This is a genomic window from Alteromonas macleodii ATCC 27126 (genome assembly GCF_000172635.2).
GTDB lineage: Bacteria > Pseudomonadota > Gammaproteobacteria > Enterobacterales > Alteromonadaceae > Alteromonas > Alteromonas macleodii.
This window is the reverse complement of the sequence record NC_018632.1, coordinates 2,788,739-2,803,965: the sequence shown is the minus strand read 5'-3', so window position 1 is coordinate 2,803,965 and position 15,227 is coordinate 2,788,739. Positions and strand designations below refer to the sequence as shown.

16 protein-coding genes are annotated in these 15,227 nt (G+C 44.3%); 12 read left to right on the top strand and 4 right to left on the bottom strand.

Annotation, left to right across the window (positions count from 1 at the left end; genetic code table 11):
* Positions 1 to 4 precede the first annotated feature (4 nt).
* Positions 5 to 244, bottom strand: a complete 240-nt coding sequence (locus MASE_RS11980; protein ID WP_014950011.1) for a hypothetical protein — start codon at positions 242 to 244, stop codon at positions 5 to 7.
* 252 nt (positions 245 to 496) lie between these two features.
* Here MASE_RS11980 and MASE_RS11975 point away from each other — a divergent pair, with 252 nt between their 5' ends.
* The 11 genes from MASE_RS11975 (at position 497) to MASE_RS11925 (ending at position 11,228) form a co-directional block, all read left to right on the top strand.
* A complete protein-coding gene (locus MASE_RS11975; protein WP_014950010.1) occupies positions 497 to 2,416 on the top strand; it encodes an ATP-dependent DNA helicase in 1,920 nt (639 codons plus the stop codon).
* Between the two features lie 78 nt (positions 2,417 to 2,494).
* A complete protein-coding gene (gene tsaB / locus MASE_RS11970; protein ID WP_014950009.1) occupies positions 2,495 to 3,211 on the top strand; it encodes a tRNA (adenosine(37)-N6)-threonylcarbamoyltransferase complex dimerization subunit type 1 TsaB in 717 nt (238 codons plus the stop codon).
* Positions 3,212 to 3,339: 128 nt separating this feature from the next.
* On the top strand, positions 3,340 to 3,633 hold the full coding sequence (locus MASE_RS11965; RefSeq protein WP_014950008.1) for a hypothetical protein: 294 nt from the start codon (positions 3,340 to 3,342) through the stop codon (positions 3,631 to 3,633).
* Positions 3,634 to 3,976: 343 nt separating this feature from the next.
* Positions 3,977 to 4,630, top strand: a complete 654-nt coding sequence (locus MASE_RS11960) for a Slp family lipoprotein (RefSeq protein WP_014950007.1) — start codon at positions 3,977 to 3,979, stop codon at positions 4,628 to 4,630.
* 99 nt (positions 4,631 to 4,729) lie between these two features.
* A complete protein-coding gene (locus tag MASE_RS11955; protein ID WP_014950006.1) occupies positions 4,730 to 5,569 on the top strand; it encodes an alpha/beta fold hydrolase in 840 nt (279 codons plus the stop codon).
* A 121-nt stretch (positions 5,570 to 5,690) separates the two neighbouring features.
* Positions 5,691 to 7,343 (top strand): long-chain-fatty-acid--CoA ligase FadD, encoded by a 1,653-nt coding sequence (gene fadD / locus MASE_RS11950; RefSeq protein WP_014950005.1) that lies wholly within the window; start codon positions 5,691 to 5,693, stop codon positions 7,341 to 7,343.
* A 62-nt stretch (positions 7,344 to 7,405) separates the two neighbouring features.
* Positions 7,406 to 8,563, top strand: a complete 1,158-nt coding sequence (gene rnd / locus MASE_RS11945) for a ribonuclease D (RefSeq protein WP_014950004.1) — start codon at positions 7,406 to 7,408, stop codon at positions 8,561 to 8,563.
* A gap of 120 nt (positions 8,564 to 8,683) precedes the next feature.
* Positions 8,684 to 8,980, top strand: a complete 297-nt coding sequence (locus MASE_RS11940) for a YcgL domain-containing protein (protein WP_014950003.1) — start codon at positions 8,684 to 8,686, stop codon at positions 8,978 to 8,980.
* Positions 8,981 to 8,986: 6 nt separating this feature from the next.
* A complete protein-coding gene (locus tag MASE_RS11935; RefSeq protein ID WP_014950002.1) occupies positions 8,987 to 10,069 on the top strand; it encodes a lytic murein transglycosylase in 1,083 nt (360 codons plus the stop codon).
* Positions 10,069 to 10,737: a fumarylacetoacetate hydrolase family protein gene (locus MASE_RS11930; protein WP_014950001.1), complete on the top strand. Its 669-nt coding sequence runs from the start codon at positions 10,069 to 10,071 to the stop codon at positions 10,735 to 10,737. The genes MASE_RS11935 and MASE_RS11930 overlap by 1 nt, the downstream gene beginning before the upstream one ends.
* The gene (locus MASE_RS11925) at positions 10,734 to 11,228 is read left to right on the top strand and encodes a YcgN family cysteine cluster protein (protein WP_014950000.1); all 495 of its coding nucleotides are present in this window, start codon (positions 10,734 to 10,736) and stop codon (positions 11,226 to 11,228) included. The genes MASE_RS11930 and MASE_RS11925 overlap by 4 nt, the downstream gene beginning before the upstream one ends.
* Positions 11,229 to 11,243: 15 nt before the next feature.
* Here the strand turns inward: MASE_RS11925 and MASE_RS11920 are convergent, their stop codons facing one another.
* Genes MASE_RS11920 through nhaB form a run of 3 tightly spaced genes read right to left on the bottom strand, consistent with a single transcriptional unit; the run spans position 11,244 to position 13,900 of the window.
* Positions 11,244 to 11,798 (bottom strand): GNAT family N-acetyltransferase, encoded by a 555-nt coding sequence (locus tag MASE_RS11920; RefSeq protein WP_014949999.1) that lies wholly within the window; start codon positions 11,796 to 11,798, stop codon positions 11,244 to 11,246.
* Positions 11,795 to 12,322 (bottom strand): disulfide bond formation protein DsbB, encoded by a 528-nt coding sequence (gene dsbB, locus MASE_RS11915; protein WP_014949998.1) that lies wholly within the window; start codon positions 12,320 to 12,322, stop codon positions 11,795 to 11,797. The genes MASE_RS11920 and dsbB overlap by 4 nt, the downstream gene beginning before the upstream one ends.
* Positions 12,323 to 12,325: 3 nt before the next feature.
* Positions 12,326 to 13,900 (bottom strand): sodium/proton antiporter NhaB, encoded by a 1,575-nt coding sequence (nhaB, locus tag MASE_RS11910; RefSeq protein ID WP_014949997.1) that lies wholly within the window; start codon positions 13,898 to 13,900, stop codon positions 12,326 to 12,328.
* A gap of 430 nt (positions 13,901 to 14,330) precedes the next feature.
* Here nhaB and fadR point away from each other — a divergent pair, with 430 nt between their 5' ends.
* Positions 14,331 to 15,041: a fatty acid metabolism transcriptional regulator FadR gene (fadR, locus tag MASE_RS11905; RefSeq protein ID WP_014949996.1), complete on the top strand. Its 711-nt coding sequence runs from the start codon at positions 14,331 to 14,333 to the stop codon at positions 15,039 to 15,041.
* The last annotated feature ends 186 nt before the right edge of the window (positions 15,042 to 15,227 follow it).

Here is a 15,227-nt window from a genome sequence, read left to right as displayed (position 1 = left end):
TAGATCAGTTTAAAGATTTCAGTTTCTGGTAACCTTCAGCTTCTAGCTCATCATTTACGCACTCTAATACAAATACGTCTTCCGATTTGCCTTTTGTACCTTCTTCTTCAGCGATTTCTTTGCAGAACTGGGTTAATTCCGCTACCAGCTCTGCAGGTGCTTCTTCTGACGCAGCTGCAATTACAGAGAACGCCATTGCGCTTAAACCTACTAAGCCTAAACCTATAAAGCGTAAATCTTTCATAATTACCTCGTTTAATAGTTGAGTATAAACATTTACAAGCTGGATATTGCGCCTAAGTGTTAAGATTAAAAAGCTAATTTTTTTGTTCTAGAAGACAAATTCTTTTCATCAAAAATTTAACAATTGCTTTGACTCTAAAAGGCGTCATGTAGCAAATACTGACGCTAAAATGCAAACCTTTAATGGGCATTCCATAGGCTTTTTGGCATAATGCGCGGCCTAAAGTAGAAAAGTAATGACAGCGCTTAAACCATGCCCACAATTAATAACGTATTCTCTTCAGATGGCCTCCTTGCAGGTGCTATCAAGGGGTTTGTACCTCGCGAAGCTCAAACTGAAATGGCAAAGGCGGTTAAGCGCGCTATTGATACCACTGGTAGTTTAATAGTAGAGGCCGGTACAGGAACGGGAAAGACTTTCGCTTATCTCGCTCCGGCATTGTTGAGCGACGGAAAAGCCATTGTTTCTACAGGGACTAAAAACTTACAAGAACAGCTATTTCACCGCGACTTACCGCTGGTAAAAAAGGCCTTAGGCAGCAAGCGAAAAACTGCACTGTTAAAAGGCCGTTCAAACTATCTTTGTCTACACCGTGTAGCGCAGCACAGCGGCAACTCTACGCTCGTTGAAAAAGAGGTATTGGGTCAGCTTTCAGAAGTGAAACGTTGGTCTAGTACTACGAAAACAGGTGATATGGGGGAGCTTAAAACCCTTCCCGAAGATGCCCGTGTTTTACCGCTGGTTACCTCTACAGTGGATAATTGCTTGGGCCGCGATTGCCCAGATTATGAAGATTGCTACTTGGTAAAAGCGCGCAGAAAGGCGCTGGATGCTGATATTATTGTGGTAAACCACCACCTTTTCTTTGCTGATATGGCACTGAAAGACACAGGGTTTGGCGAACTTATTCCAGAAGCTGATGCGATTATTTTTGATGAGGCTCATCAAATTCCCGATATTGCCAGCGATTACTTTGGCGAGTCACTTTCGACAAGACAAATTCACGATATTGCGAAAGATATCACGCTGTTGTTCAGAACAGTGCTAAAAGATGCTGGTCAGCTAGATAAAGCGGCTGACAAATGCAGGATGATTGCCTCTGACTTACGGTTATTATTCCCAGATACGGCTGAACGCGGCAACTGGGCTGAGGCGTTAGACCGTGACGACGTACGCATGCAGGTGGGCAAGCTGGCCGAAGCGCTGGGTGTACTGCATGAAGTGTGTAAGCTACATATTGGCCGCGATAAAGATTTAGACAACATGTATGAACGTGTTGTGGCTGCAAGAGAGCAGTTAGATGCGTTAAGCGACAATAAGCAAGAAAATGTAAGTTTGTGGTATGAAACTACTCAGCGCCACCTCATTATGCATTTAACGCCCTTATCAATTGCCGCTAAATTCAGACGTTTCGTATCATCGCCGCCGCGCGGGTGGATTTTTACCTCGGCAACCTTAATGGTAAACGGCGGTTTTGATCACTTTCAGCGCCGCATGGGCTTAGAAGACGCAGAAACGTTAGGATTAGATAGCCCGTTTAATTACCCCGAACAGGCCATGCTTTGCGTGCCCCGATATTTACCAGAACCAAACAGCTACGCTATGCGCGAAACTTTGCTAGAAACAGCCAAACGGCTAATCAAAGCAAGTCGCGGGAGATGTTTCTTGTTGTTTACTAGTCACGCTATGCTTCGAGAAATTGCGCAGAAGCTAGAAGATGAGATAGATAATCCGCTACTGGTGCAAGGGACTACCACCAAGCAAGCATTGCTGGATGCGTACCTTGCAGATGAAAAAGCAGTATTAATGGGCACAGGCGCGTTTTGGGAAGGAGTAGACGTGCGCGGCAACGACTTGGTTTGCGTGATGATTGATAAGCTGCCCTTTGCGTCACCTGATGACCCGCTGCTTCAAGCCCGTATGGAAGATGTAAAAAAACGTGGAGCAAACCCGTTTGGTGTTATTCAAATTCCCCAAGCTGTTATTACGTTAAAGCAGGGCGCGGGAAGACTCATCCGAGATCCTTCAGATAAAGGCGTGCTGGTTATATGTGACAATCGATTAGTGACGAAGCCTTACGCCAAAACCTTCGTCGGAAGCTTGCCAGATATGAAAAGAACAAGAAGCTTGGACGAAGTGGAAAAATTTTTAGCCGGCATTGATGAAGCCTAAGTTAAAGCACTGAAAAAGCGGTAAGCGTGTATTACGCCATTAGCCCCGTTTTCAGCTTATATGAAATAAGAGATAAACATGAACATTTTAGCTATAGATACCGCAACCGAAGCTTGTTCGTTTGCGCTTCAATTCAAAGACACCGTCATAACGCGTTTCGAGATATGCCCTCAGCAGCATAGTCAGCGACTTCTTCCTATGGTCGATGAGGTGTTAAAAGAAGCAAAGGTTTCGCTGGGCGACCTAGATTTACTGGCCTTTGGTCGAGGCCCAGGCAGCTTTACCGGTGTTCGCATAGCGACGGGAATGATTCAAGGTTTAGCGTTAGGGACAGGCTTAAAAGTAGCTGGCGTGAGTACGCTTGAAGCTATGGCGTTTGAAGTAGCGTCTAAAACTCAGCACAAAGATGCATTGATTGCCGTCGCGTCTGATGCGCGTATGGGGGAAGTGTACTTCGCGGTTTACTCTCAGTCGCAAAATGGGCTTGTACTTTGCGTTGAAGAGCAAGTTTGTCCGCCCGAAATGGCTATTGAACAGCTAAAAGTACTTAGAGAAGAAAACGGCGCGGCTGTGATTGCAGCTGGCACCGGCTGGTCTGCCTATCAGGAGCTTGATAACTGGAAGTCTGAAGTATGTGGTGAGGTAGCGTCTGACATCACACTTCCAAACGCGCAATACATGCTTAAACTTGCAACAGATGCACATAGTAAAGGCGAAGTATCTGATGCTGTGAATGTAGAACCTGTATATCTGCGCGATAAAGTTACGTGGAAAAAATTACCAGGCAGAGAGTAACGACACGCTGCCAAATATTGGGCGCCCATTACTAACAATAAATAAATCGAGCAACGGGAAAAGAGGAGCGAGTCTTAAGGTTAAAGCTCGCTTCCCAATGGTATGATTCTTGCCTCAGTTAACTCTGTATGATTATCAATAATAATTTCGCCGTACCGTCTTCCGAACCTTCGCAAGGCCGTGTCGCTAAAATTAACAAAGACCCTGAACAGCAAAGTAAAGGGCAAAGCGAATCGTCTGCTAGGGCGATTGTTGTTGCGCCCGACGAACAGGGAACGGATAACGCCAAAGCGTACCAACAATTCATTCGTGAAGATGGCAACACGTATTCTCAAAATGCCATAGCGTCATACACAAGCTTTGAAAAGCAGCAGCAACGCGAGTCTATTCAATCTATGTTCGGCGTGGACATCTACGCGTAGTTCAATTCCAAGCACCATAATTCACACCGTAGATAAATTTAACAAATTGTTAAAACCCGCTGTTTATTTTGAACAAAAGCCTACCGTACATACTCTACAAATTGTTGGTTGGGATGATCTATCTCATTTAAGCGACATAGTGTTTGAACGGCAGTGGTTGTCCATTCGTATAAATGCTAATGTTTGGTTGTTGGTATTCGGTTTTTCTTTTTCTCATAAAGAGATACATGAAAGTAGAGGCGGGTTGTAATCGAAATTTCACTGTATTTTTTAAACAACCCAGTGCTTGTAGACTGACTTTTATTCAAACGCAGCATTTTCTAGGATTTATAGGAGCTCGTCGATGTCTCGGTATTTAGTTTTACTTACAGTCTTTTTATTTGCGGGCTGCACAATAGTCCCAGATAGCATAGAAGTGCCTGAAGGAACGCAGCTAGTTAGCTATTCGAAAGCGGTTACGTCGGGGGCGAACGCGCAAGGCCAAAAGGCCAGATGGGGAGGAATGATTGTTGGTGTTGAAAATAAGCCCAACAAAACGTTCATTGAACTCGCTCATTTTCCGCTAAATCATTATGGCAAGCCTTCAACAAATGGAGAGACGTCGGGTCGATTCAAAGTACAAATTGATGGCTTCGTCGACCCAATTGTTTTTGAAGAAGGGCGTGCGGCAACGTTTCTAGGTACAGTTACCGCTCCAACTGCGGGCATGGTGGGTGAGCAGCCCTACATTTATCCCACGATCATTGCCGATGACTACCACATGTGGAGGAAGCAAGAGGTTTATGATGTAAATACTTACTTCTTCAATTACCACACAGGTTGGTATTCACCCTTTTATCGCTTCAATGGCCCTTGGATGTATCCGCATTTTAATCGAACGCGCGTAATTCGTTACGAAAATGCGCCGAGCAAGGCCACGCTTCCTTCTAAATCTAAGTCTACACGAAGCAAGACAAAAGCAACGATACAGCCCGCAAGGCAGGATAAAGCGAAGTAAAAATCTCATCATGGAGGCGGCAAAATATTGCCGCCTTTTTTTTATTTTTAGGACGGTCATGGAAAGCGCGCGGCGATTTATTGCCGTAAAGGATGAAAGATGATTGAAACAGAATTTAACATTGGGGCATTACATTTAGCTGCGTTAGATAATCAAGGTGTCGGCAAAGTCGTACTTGGTTTACACGGCTACTTGGATAACGCAGAGAGCTTACGGCTGTTAGCACCCTACCTACAAACTCACCGCTTTATTGCGCTAGACCTAGCTGGTCATGGTCGTTCTGGTCACCGTGCACTAGGCGCTCATTACAATCAAGCTGATTACCTGCAAGACCTTTATGCGCTAATAGAATCTCAAGCGTGGGAAGAAGTCATTTTATTAGGACATTCTCTCGGCGGAATACTAGCGAGCCTTTTCGCTGCACTTTTTCCGGAAAAAGTCACTGCTGTAATAAGTATTGATGCTTGTGGGCCGCTTACCGAAACTGAAGAAACAACCGCAGCACAAATGCGTGACGCAATAATGAGTCGTCACGCGAAGTCGCGAAATAAACTGCGAATCGTTGATTTAGACGACGCAGTTAAAGCCAGGTGCAAGGTATCCGATATTCCTGCCGAACACGCGCGTTCTATTTTATCGAGAAATTTGACCCAAGATGCAGGGGGACATTGCTTCTGGTCGAGCGACCCGAAGCTTCGTACAAAATCTACACTAAGACTTACAGAAAAGCAGGCAGAATCGCTAATGCGTGCTATTGTATGCCCAATTCTTTTTATTGGTGCATCTAACAGTTTTAAAAACCTTGAGACTGTTTTCCCCAATCGCAAGGGGTGGTTTTTAAATGCGCAATACGAACAATTAGTAGGCGGTCACCATATTCACATGGAAAATACTGACGATGTAGGGGTATTAATTCGTCATTTTGTTGAGCAATTGTAAATTGTGCCGTTTATTTTTTTTTACACATCCTATACTATTCGCAAGTTATCAGACCAGTTATATAAGTGCAGCTCCCCATGCGCTTATAAAATAGTATAAGAATAAAGTAGAGGAGGTTTTGGTGGAAAAAACCTGGCTTAAGCATTACGACCCTCGCGTTTCCGCAGAAATTGATGCCGATCGTTACGCATCTGTAGTAGACATTTTCGAGCAGTCGGTAAAGAAGTTCAAAAATAAAGAAGCCTTCATAAATATGGGGCATTCAATCACGTTTGAAGAGTTAGATACCTTATCAGCTCAATTTGCTGCTTATTTGCAGGCAAGCGGACTAAAACGCGGTGATGCTGTGGCAATTATGATGCCCAACCTTCTTCAATATCCTGTTGCCATGTTTGGTATTTTGCGCGCAGGGATGGTTGTGGTTAACGTAAATCCTCTCTATACAGCTCGTGAGTTAAAGCACCAACTAAATGATGCTAATGCGAAAGCCATCGTTATTGTTGAAAACTTCGCGTGTACTCTAGAAGAAGTCATCGCAGATACAAATCTACAAGAAGTCTTTCTGACCGCTTTAGGCGATATGCTTCCGGCACCTAAGCGCTGGATCGTGAACGCAGTAGTGAAGTACGTTAAAAAGATGGTGCCTTCGTTTAATCTTCCTGAAACGACATCGTTTATGTCGGCGGTTAAAAAAGGGCAATCTCTTGAATATAAACGCCCAGATATCGATAGCGGCGATTTAGCGTTTCTTCAATACACAGGTGGCACGACTGGAGTTTCTAAAGGTGCCATGCTTACTCATCGCAATATGGTGGCTAATCTTGAGCAGGTCTCGGGAATTTTAGAAACAGTGATTGAAGAAGGCGAAGACTTTGTTGTTACCGCGCTTCCGCTCTACCATATCTTTGCACTACTGGCGAACTGCTTGATGTTCGTTAAATACGGGTGCCGTAACTTGCTTATCACCAACCCGCGTGACATGCCGGCTTTTGTAAACGAACTTAGCAAATATCCGTTCACCATTTTACCTGGTGTAAATACCTTGTTTAATGGCCTGTTAAATACGCCTGGATTCAGCGAACTTGATTTCAGCAAGTTTAAGTTTGGTTTAGGCGGCGGTATGGCTGTTCAACGTCCCGTAGCAGAAAAGTGGGAAAAGGTCACCGGTACAGTGCTTCTTGAAGGATACGGGCTAACAGAGTGTTCGCCTGTGGTAGCGGTTAACCCACCACAGATTGAAGCTTATAAAGGCGCAATCGGTATGCCTGTTCCTTCTACAGACATTAAGCTTCTTGATGACGACGGTAATCCTGTTGAAAAAGGTGAGCCTGGTGAAATGTGGGTGAAAGGCCCTCAGGTAATGAAAGGATATTTGAACCGACCAGAAGCGACAGAAGAAATTCTAAAAGACGGTTGGTTAGCCACAGGTGACATCGCAACGGTAGATGATGAAGGTTACTTCTATATTGTTGACCGTAAAAAGGATATGATCCTAGTTTCAGGCTTTAACGTGTTTCCTAACGAGATTGAAGAAGTGGCTGCAATGCATGAAAACATTGTTGAAGCAGCTGCGGTTGGGGTTCCTCATGAAGTCAGTGGTGAAGTTGTGAAATTATTCGTAGTTCGAAATAGCGACTCACTTACTGAAAAAGACGTTATCGCGCATTGCCGTAATCACTTAACGGGTTACAAAGTGCCTAAGCAAGTTGTTTTCAAAGACGACTTACCAAAAACCAATGTAGGTAAAATACTGCGTCGGGAGCTTCGAGACTAATTTCGTTGAAATAGTTTTGTGAAAGCCGGCGTAAGCCGGCTTTTTTATTACTGTGCAAAAATATGCAATATCAATTAATTACAACATCTGAACAACTCGAAAAAGTGTGCACTGCCGCACAGCGTCAAGAGGCGGTAGCCTTAGACACCGAATTCGTAAGAACGAAAACCCTCACTCCTCATTTAGGCCTTATCCAGCTCTATGATGGCCATCAGCTGGTACTCATTGATCCGCTCGCCATAGACAATATGCAGCCATTTATCGATCTCATGGAGAATACCGAAGTCGTAAAAGTACTGCACTCGTGTTCTGAAGACATTGAGGCGTTCCTTACCGCCTTTGATACCGTACCAACGCCTGTGTTCGACACGCAGCTTGCGGGAAGTATTTTGGACATGGGACCGTCACTTGGCTATGCAAAGCTTGTAGAGTTGCTGTGTGATATCAGTTTGGACAAAGGGGAGTCGCGAACCGATTGGTTAGCCAGACCTCTACGTGAAGCGCAGCTTAGCTACGCAGCGAATGATGTGCTGTATTTACTGCCTTGCTACCAACAGTTAGCCAGTAAAGTACAAGAGGCGGGGAAAGTGCACTGGATTTACCAAGAGATCGCTTTGCTAGTTGATAAGAAGCGCGCTCAAATGCCTGAAGATTTTGCGTACTTAAGCATTAAGAATAACTGGCGATTGAACAGCGAGCAGCTCACTGTATTACAGGCACTAGCGGCATGGCGTTTGAATACCGCACGAAAAAAAGATCTGGCTCTAAACTTTGTGTTCAAAGAAGGGCATTTGTTTGAAGCGGCGCAGCGTCTTATCGATAGTAAATCTGGCCTTTCTCGAATTAACGGCGTGAATCATCAATCGGTACGCCGCTACGGCGACACCATCATCACGCTAATTGAAGAGGCAAGAGCAAAGTACGCGCAAACGCCAGAAAAGCTCAGACTTCCGGTTGTGCTGCGGTTAATTGATATCGCCAAGTACAAAAAAACGTTGGCCGAGCTTAAAGTTATCAGCGACCAGATAGCGAAAGACAATGCTGTAAATAGTGACGTTATTGCCTCTAAAAAACAGCTGAATCAACTGTTAAAATGGTACTGGTTTTCGGTTGATGAGACCCGCGTGCAGGGACTAATGCCCGATGTACTGTCGACGTGGAGAGAGCCATTGTTTCGCTCTCACGTAACCCGCTTACTTGGCGACGCTCCGGCCCAATAGTGCTTTAAAAGCAAAATGGGTGAGCAGTATTGGCGAGAGGTGTATGCTCTCTGGCCAATTCAATCTGCATAGTGACCCCAAAAGAACTAAACAAACGAATTAAGAAAGAGTAAAAATTCTATGTTATGCGCAGTTTATAAAACGCGAAAGAAAGACGGCATGTATTTGTACGTGCCAAAGAAAGACCATTTTGAAGACGTGCCGGAGCCGCTTATGGCGAAGTTTGGTCGCCCAGAGCTAGTGACTATCATCGCCCTAGAAAAGCGTGAGAAACTTGGCCTGGTTGATAAGCAAAAACTTATCGACGAGCTTAATGAAAAAGGCTTTTACCTTCAAATGCCGCCAAAAGAAGATAACTTGCTAGAGCAACACCGTGAATCTCTTGGGCTGTCAAAAACGCCCGATAAGAAGTTTTAAATTTCCATGTTATTAAAGACTCTAAACCGCTTAGTTAACCGAATTACCTTTATAGCTAAGCGTAAAAACCGTAGCTTATTTCCTCAACCGCGCAATATTGCCCTAGTTTTATCGAGTATAACCTTAAGCTTTTCACTGACAGTTCATGCCGAAAATCAGCCAAGTAATGACAGTGGGCTTAGTGAGACGGGCTTCAAAAGCTACGTTGCTCAACTGAAAAAAGAAGCGGCCGAAAAGGGCATAGATAAGACTAAATTAGATTTAGCGTTTGCTGACATTACTTTCAGGCCCACGGTGGTCAAGTCTGACAAAAGCCAGCCAGAGAAAAAAATTACGTTAGATGATTATCTAGCAACGCGAGTACCCGACTGGAAAGTGAAGCAGGCGGTTGAGCAGTACAATGAACACAAAGTACTGCTTGACGAAATTGCTCAAAAATATGGGGTTCAGGCCCGCTTTATTGTTGCGCTGTGGGGTAATGAGTCTAACTTTGGTAAAATTCAGGGCAACTTTAGTGTGCTGTCTGCACTGGCATCTTTGGCGTATGAAGGGCGAAGAGAAAAGCTGTTTAAAGATAATTTTTTTGCGGCACTTCAGATTCTAGATGAAGGGCATATCTCTGTAGAGGCGCTTAAAGGCTCTTGGGCCGGTGCGATGGGACAAACACAGTTTATGCCCATATCCTTTCTAAATTACGCAGTGGACTACGACGGCGACGGCAGAAAGGATATTTGGGGGACCAAGGCAGACGTATTTGCGTCAATCGCCAACTATCTATCATCTGAAGGTTGGGATAGTGAAGGGACGTGGGGACGCCAAGTAATACTAACCAAACCAGTACCTTTTTCAGGGTTAGCGAAGTCTAACATGAAGCCGTTGGCCTTTTGGCAGCAGAATGGCGTCAAGCGCTACAACGGAAATGAACTCCCCAATGCAGAAATCAGTGCATCGCTTATTATGCCAGATGGTGAGCAAGGCCGAATTTACTTGGTGTATAACAATTTTCACATACTGATGAAGTGGAACCGCTCGTCTTACTTTGGCGTTTCGGTTGGGTATTTATCAGAGCGGATAAAACGAGGTTACTAGTGGATTATCGTCACATCGATTCTCAAGGCAATGAAATATCACTACCCGTTAGTAAAGTAGTGTGTATAGGTAGAAATTACCTCGACCACATTCAAGAAATGAATTCTACCGTATCTGAAGCACCCTTGCTGTTTATGAAGCCAAAGGCTGCCTTATGTTATATGCAGAAGCCTATTGCCATTCCTACCGACAAAGGCGAGTGTCACAACGAGCTTGAAGTCGCTGTGCTGCTAAAATCATCATTGAAGAATGCGAGTGTAGATGACGTAAAAGCCGCGGTATGGGGTATTGGACTTGGTCTCGATTTAACCCTTCGCGAGGTTCAAGCCGAGCTTAAGAAGCAAGGCCAGCCTTGGGAAAGAGCGAAGTCTTTTGACAACAGTGCACCGCTGTCAGGTTTTGTGCCGTTAAGTGAAATAGAAAACTTGGAAGACCTGCGTTTTACCTTAACCATAAATGGGGTGATTAGACAGCAGGGACATACCGAACTGATGCTGCACAAAATCATCCCACTTATCGCCCATATGTCATCTATATTTACGTTAGACAGTGGTGACGTGATTCTTACAGGCACGCCCAAAGGGGTAGGTAAGCTTTGTTCGCAAGATACGATTGTTGCAACGCTAGACAATCATTTAACCGTGGAAACTGAGGTAATAGCAGAATGACGGCAGCGTTTTGGGAAACCAAATCTTTAGAGGAGATGACCCAAAAGGAATGGGAATCACTTTGTGATGGATGTGGTAAATGTTGTCTGCAAAAATTTATCGATGATGACGCGGTAGAAGAATACGAAGTGACCGACCATATTAACGATAATGAGAAGATTCACTATACCAATATTGTGTGTACGTATTTGAACACAAAAAAATGTGAATGTACCCAATATGAAAGGCGCACAGAGCTGGTGCCTGATTGCGTGAAGCTGACAAAAGAAAATCTGAAGGATATCTTTTTTATGCCTAATAGCTGTACCTATCGTCGCCTTTATGAGGGAAGGGGCATACCATCGTGGCATCCATTGTTAAACAAAGGGAAGAAGCACGTGATGCACGCAAAGGGCATGTCGGTACGCAATAAGACTGTTTTTGAAACCGATGTGGATTTAAATAATTTTGAAGACTATATAGCCATTTGGCCTTTAGAAGACTTAGATTAACGCGCAGAACGCGCGTTAATCGCCATTAACAATAGCATAAAGCAGCGCATCGCGCCCGAATACACGTTTGCGACAAAGCCCTTCTTTTGTACCACCAATTCGCTCTGCTACACGTATGCTTGCCTTGTTGTTAGGCTCTATAAAGCATTCTAATCGATGCAAATTCATTTGAGAGAACGCAAGCTTCTTCAAGGCTTCACAAATCGCGGTAGCTAAACCTTTCCCGCATGCGTCTGGTCTGAGCCAGTAGCCAAGATTAGCGGTAAGGTGCGTGTGGTGAATATGATTGATAATGCCCATACCTAAGCACTTTTCGTCGTGCATTAGCAAGTAGGTAAGTCCATAGCCTGTATCTCGGGCCTTTTCCATGTTGGCGATGCACTGCTTGGAGAGTGCAGGCGTAACAGGGCAAACCGCTGAACCAAACCAAGGTTTTACGTGATGGATAGACTGTTGCCCAGCCTCACAAAGCGCATAGCAGTGTTTCTCCGCAATGCGCTGAATGGAAATGGGGCCTTGCTCCGTATGTATTGGAGGTAGGCGTGACGGTAGAATGGATAAGTCGATCAAAAGGGTTTCTTATCCAATAATCGACATGCAAACACAATAGCGAATACAGCAAAGTAGGCAGCAAAAATAATCTGCATCCACTCAGCCATTCCCATAGACAAAAACTGCCATGAATCTTCTAAACAGTCACCTTCAGCAGCAAATACAGCGGGTAGCCACTCGTGAAGTTGTAACCACGAAGGGAAGTTTGGCACAATTTCGCAGCTGGCAAAAAATGGGTTCGCAGCATTGAGAATGCCAACGTGTTCTTTGGCAATTAAGAAGCCCCATCCTGCAGATACAGCCCAACCAGCGAAACCAAGCATGCGTGTAAAGCCATTGTTTTTAATAACGACAATAAGTGCTGACAACACAATACCGTACATGGCGGTTCGTTGATAAATGCACATAATGCACGGCTTTAAACCCATGCCATACTGAAAGTAAAGCGCAGCAATTTCTAATGCCAATGACGTGGCGAAAAGCACAAGCCATGAAGACTTGTGCTCTGCCCATTGGCTAACGCTGTGAATGATTCCACGCATAGACTAGTGACCTACCGCTTGAGCACCCGCTTCAGCAGCGGTGTGGTGTTCAATGAGGTGCATGTCGTAAAGCACCTGAGTAGCATCAGCAAGTCCAATGTAAGTTGCTAACAAACCAACGATGGTCAGTACTATGGTATATGGCAATGCCATCATAACCATACGGCCGTACGACAAACGAAGCAGTGGCGCGATGGCTGAGGTTAGCAAGAATAGGAAAGCAGCTTGACCGTTTGGTGTCGCCACACTAGGTAAGTTGGTTCCCGTATTGATTGCTACAGCAAGCATATCGTACTGGTCACGTGTGATTTGACCGGCCTGTAGAGCAGCTGTTACTTCAGTGATATAAACAGAGCCCACAAACACGTTGTCACTCACCATCGAAAGCACACCGTTAGCAAGATAGAACATAACCATTTGCGTTTCGCCTTCAAACGACAGTACCCAATGGATTACCGGCTGGAAAAGGCCTTGGTCAATGATAACGGCTACTACACCAAAGAATACGCAAAGTAATGCGGTAAATGGCAGTGCTTCCTCGAACGCTTTTCCAAGTGCGTGTTCTTCGATAACACCGCTCATAGAAGTAGCAAGTACAATAACTGACAGACCAATAAGACCCACTGACGCCATGTGCGTAGCAAGACCAATGATTAACCAAACACCTATTAGTGCTTGTACTACCAGCTTAGCGGTTTCACGCTTACTGCGGCCCTTGTCCATATGGTCGTTATAGTCGACCAAGATCTGTCTTACCGCTGCAGGTAATTTTGCGCCGTATGAAAACATACCGGTTTTTTCCAGAATTACGGTGGTAAGTAGTCCAAATACGAATACTGGGATAGTAACAGGTGCCATACGGATGAAAAATTCAACGAAGTCCCAGCCAGCCTTGTCTGCAATAATCAGGTTTTGTGGTTCACCTACCATGGTCATAACACCACCAAGGGCAGTACCTACCGCTGAGTGCATCATAAGGTTGCGTAGGAAAGCTCTGAAGTCTTCTAAGTCGTGGCTTCCCAGCTCGTCGTCGCTTGTGTGGTCGTGATCAGAATGAAACTCCTTGCCCGACGCTACTTTGTGATAGATAGAGTAAAAGCCCAGACCAACGCTGATAATTACAGCAACTACCGTTAATGCATCGAGAAACGCCGATAGAAATGCAGATGCAAAAATAAACGATAGGGATAAAATTAACTTGTTGCGAACCTTAATCACTAATTTGGTGAACAAGTACATAAGCAGGTCTTTCATGAAGTAAATGCCCGCTACCATGAATACCAGTAGCAATAGCACTTCTAAGTTAACTTCAATCTCATGCATCATATGGCCAGGCGATGTCATGCCTATAAACATCGCTTCGATGAGCAGCAGGCCGCCTGGTTGAAGCGGGTAACATTTCAATGCCATCGCTAAGGTAAAGATGAATTGGATTACAAGCGTCCAGCCCGCTACATATGGGTCCACCATAAAGATAAAGGGATTAACAATGAGAAAGGCAATAATGGTTTTTTTATACCAGTCGGGCGCATGTCCCAGGAAATTCTTATAGATCGCCGCGATCATTGAGGTTTGCATGAGTTCCTGTTCCTTTTACAACAAAGCACGCATTTTTGCGCATCTTTATACTGTGTAGTTCCGGTTATTGCATACATAAACTGCTGGCGCTATGCGATTTATTTCGCCTTACCGCGGTTTTGCTGCTGTCATTATAGTCGGAAATTAAGCGTACATGATATTAACGTCTTGAGAAAGCAATTCACAGACCCCACCATGTGAAAGTCACTGAATATTTATCACTTTTTTTATGATAGTTATCATTGAATTTGAAAATACGTAATATTTCGAACATAAAATGTACAAGCAGTGTTTAATGGTGTTTGAAATAACACTTTAATTTTAACAAGTTGTTAAAAGCTTTAGTGGACGAGGCATAATTCATTGTGATAATAAAACAGCATCTGGTACAATCAGTTGCAAAATAACAATAACGTGCAGGCGATTAGTTATGATTTATAAGGCACAGAGTCCAGCTGGATTCGCCGAAGAATATATTGTTGAATCTATTTGGAGTGGAAGATTTCCACCTGGCACCATTTTGCCTGCAGAAAGAGAGCTTTCTGAGTTAATTGGTGTAACGCGTACTACACTGCGTGAAGTACTTCAGCGTCTAGCTCGTGATGGTTGGTTAACAATTCAACACGGCAAGCCGACCAAGGTTAACAATTTCTGGGAAACGTGTGGGTTAAACATTTTAGAAACTCTCGCTCGTTTAGACCAAGAAGGGATCCCTGAACTGGTTGATAATTTATTAGCAGCGCGCACTAATTTAAGTGCGGTTTTCATTCGAGGCGCAATTCGAAACAACCCTCAAGAGTCTGCTGAAATTATTGCCCGTTATAAAAATGTGGAGCAAGAAGGTTTAGCTTTTGCCCAGTTCGACTATCAAATGTCACATGACTTGGCGTTAGCGTCTAACAATAACGTATTTGTTTTGATGATGAACGGTTTCCGTGGTTTGTACTCGCGTATTGGTGGCTATTTCTTCTCGCACCAACAAGCACGCGACGTGGCAAACAAGTATTACGCAGACTTGCTTGATGTTGCTGAGAAAGGCGAATACGACCGTGTCCCTGTAGTAGTTAGAAAGTACGGTATAGAAAGTGGAAAGGTGTGGCTTGCTATTCGTGATGACATGCCTAAAGATTTGGTCGACTAAACACTAGGCTGCCAAAAGCTGTTGGTTTCCATACGACGGCTTTTACAATAAACAACAAAAGCGCCGCATTATTTCTGAATATGCGGCGTTTTTTTATCGCTTTCTACTAACGCTCGTTGGTGAATTTACAGCGATGAAACACAGTTTCACATATCTTGTAACATTTTAACCCTTACTTAGTCTCAT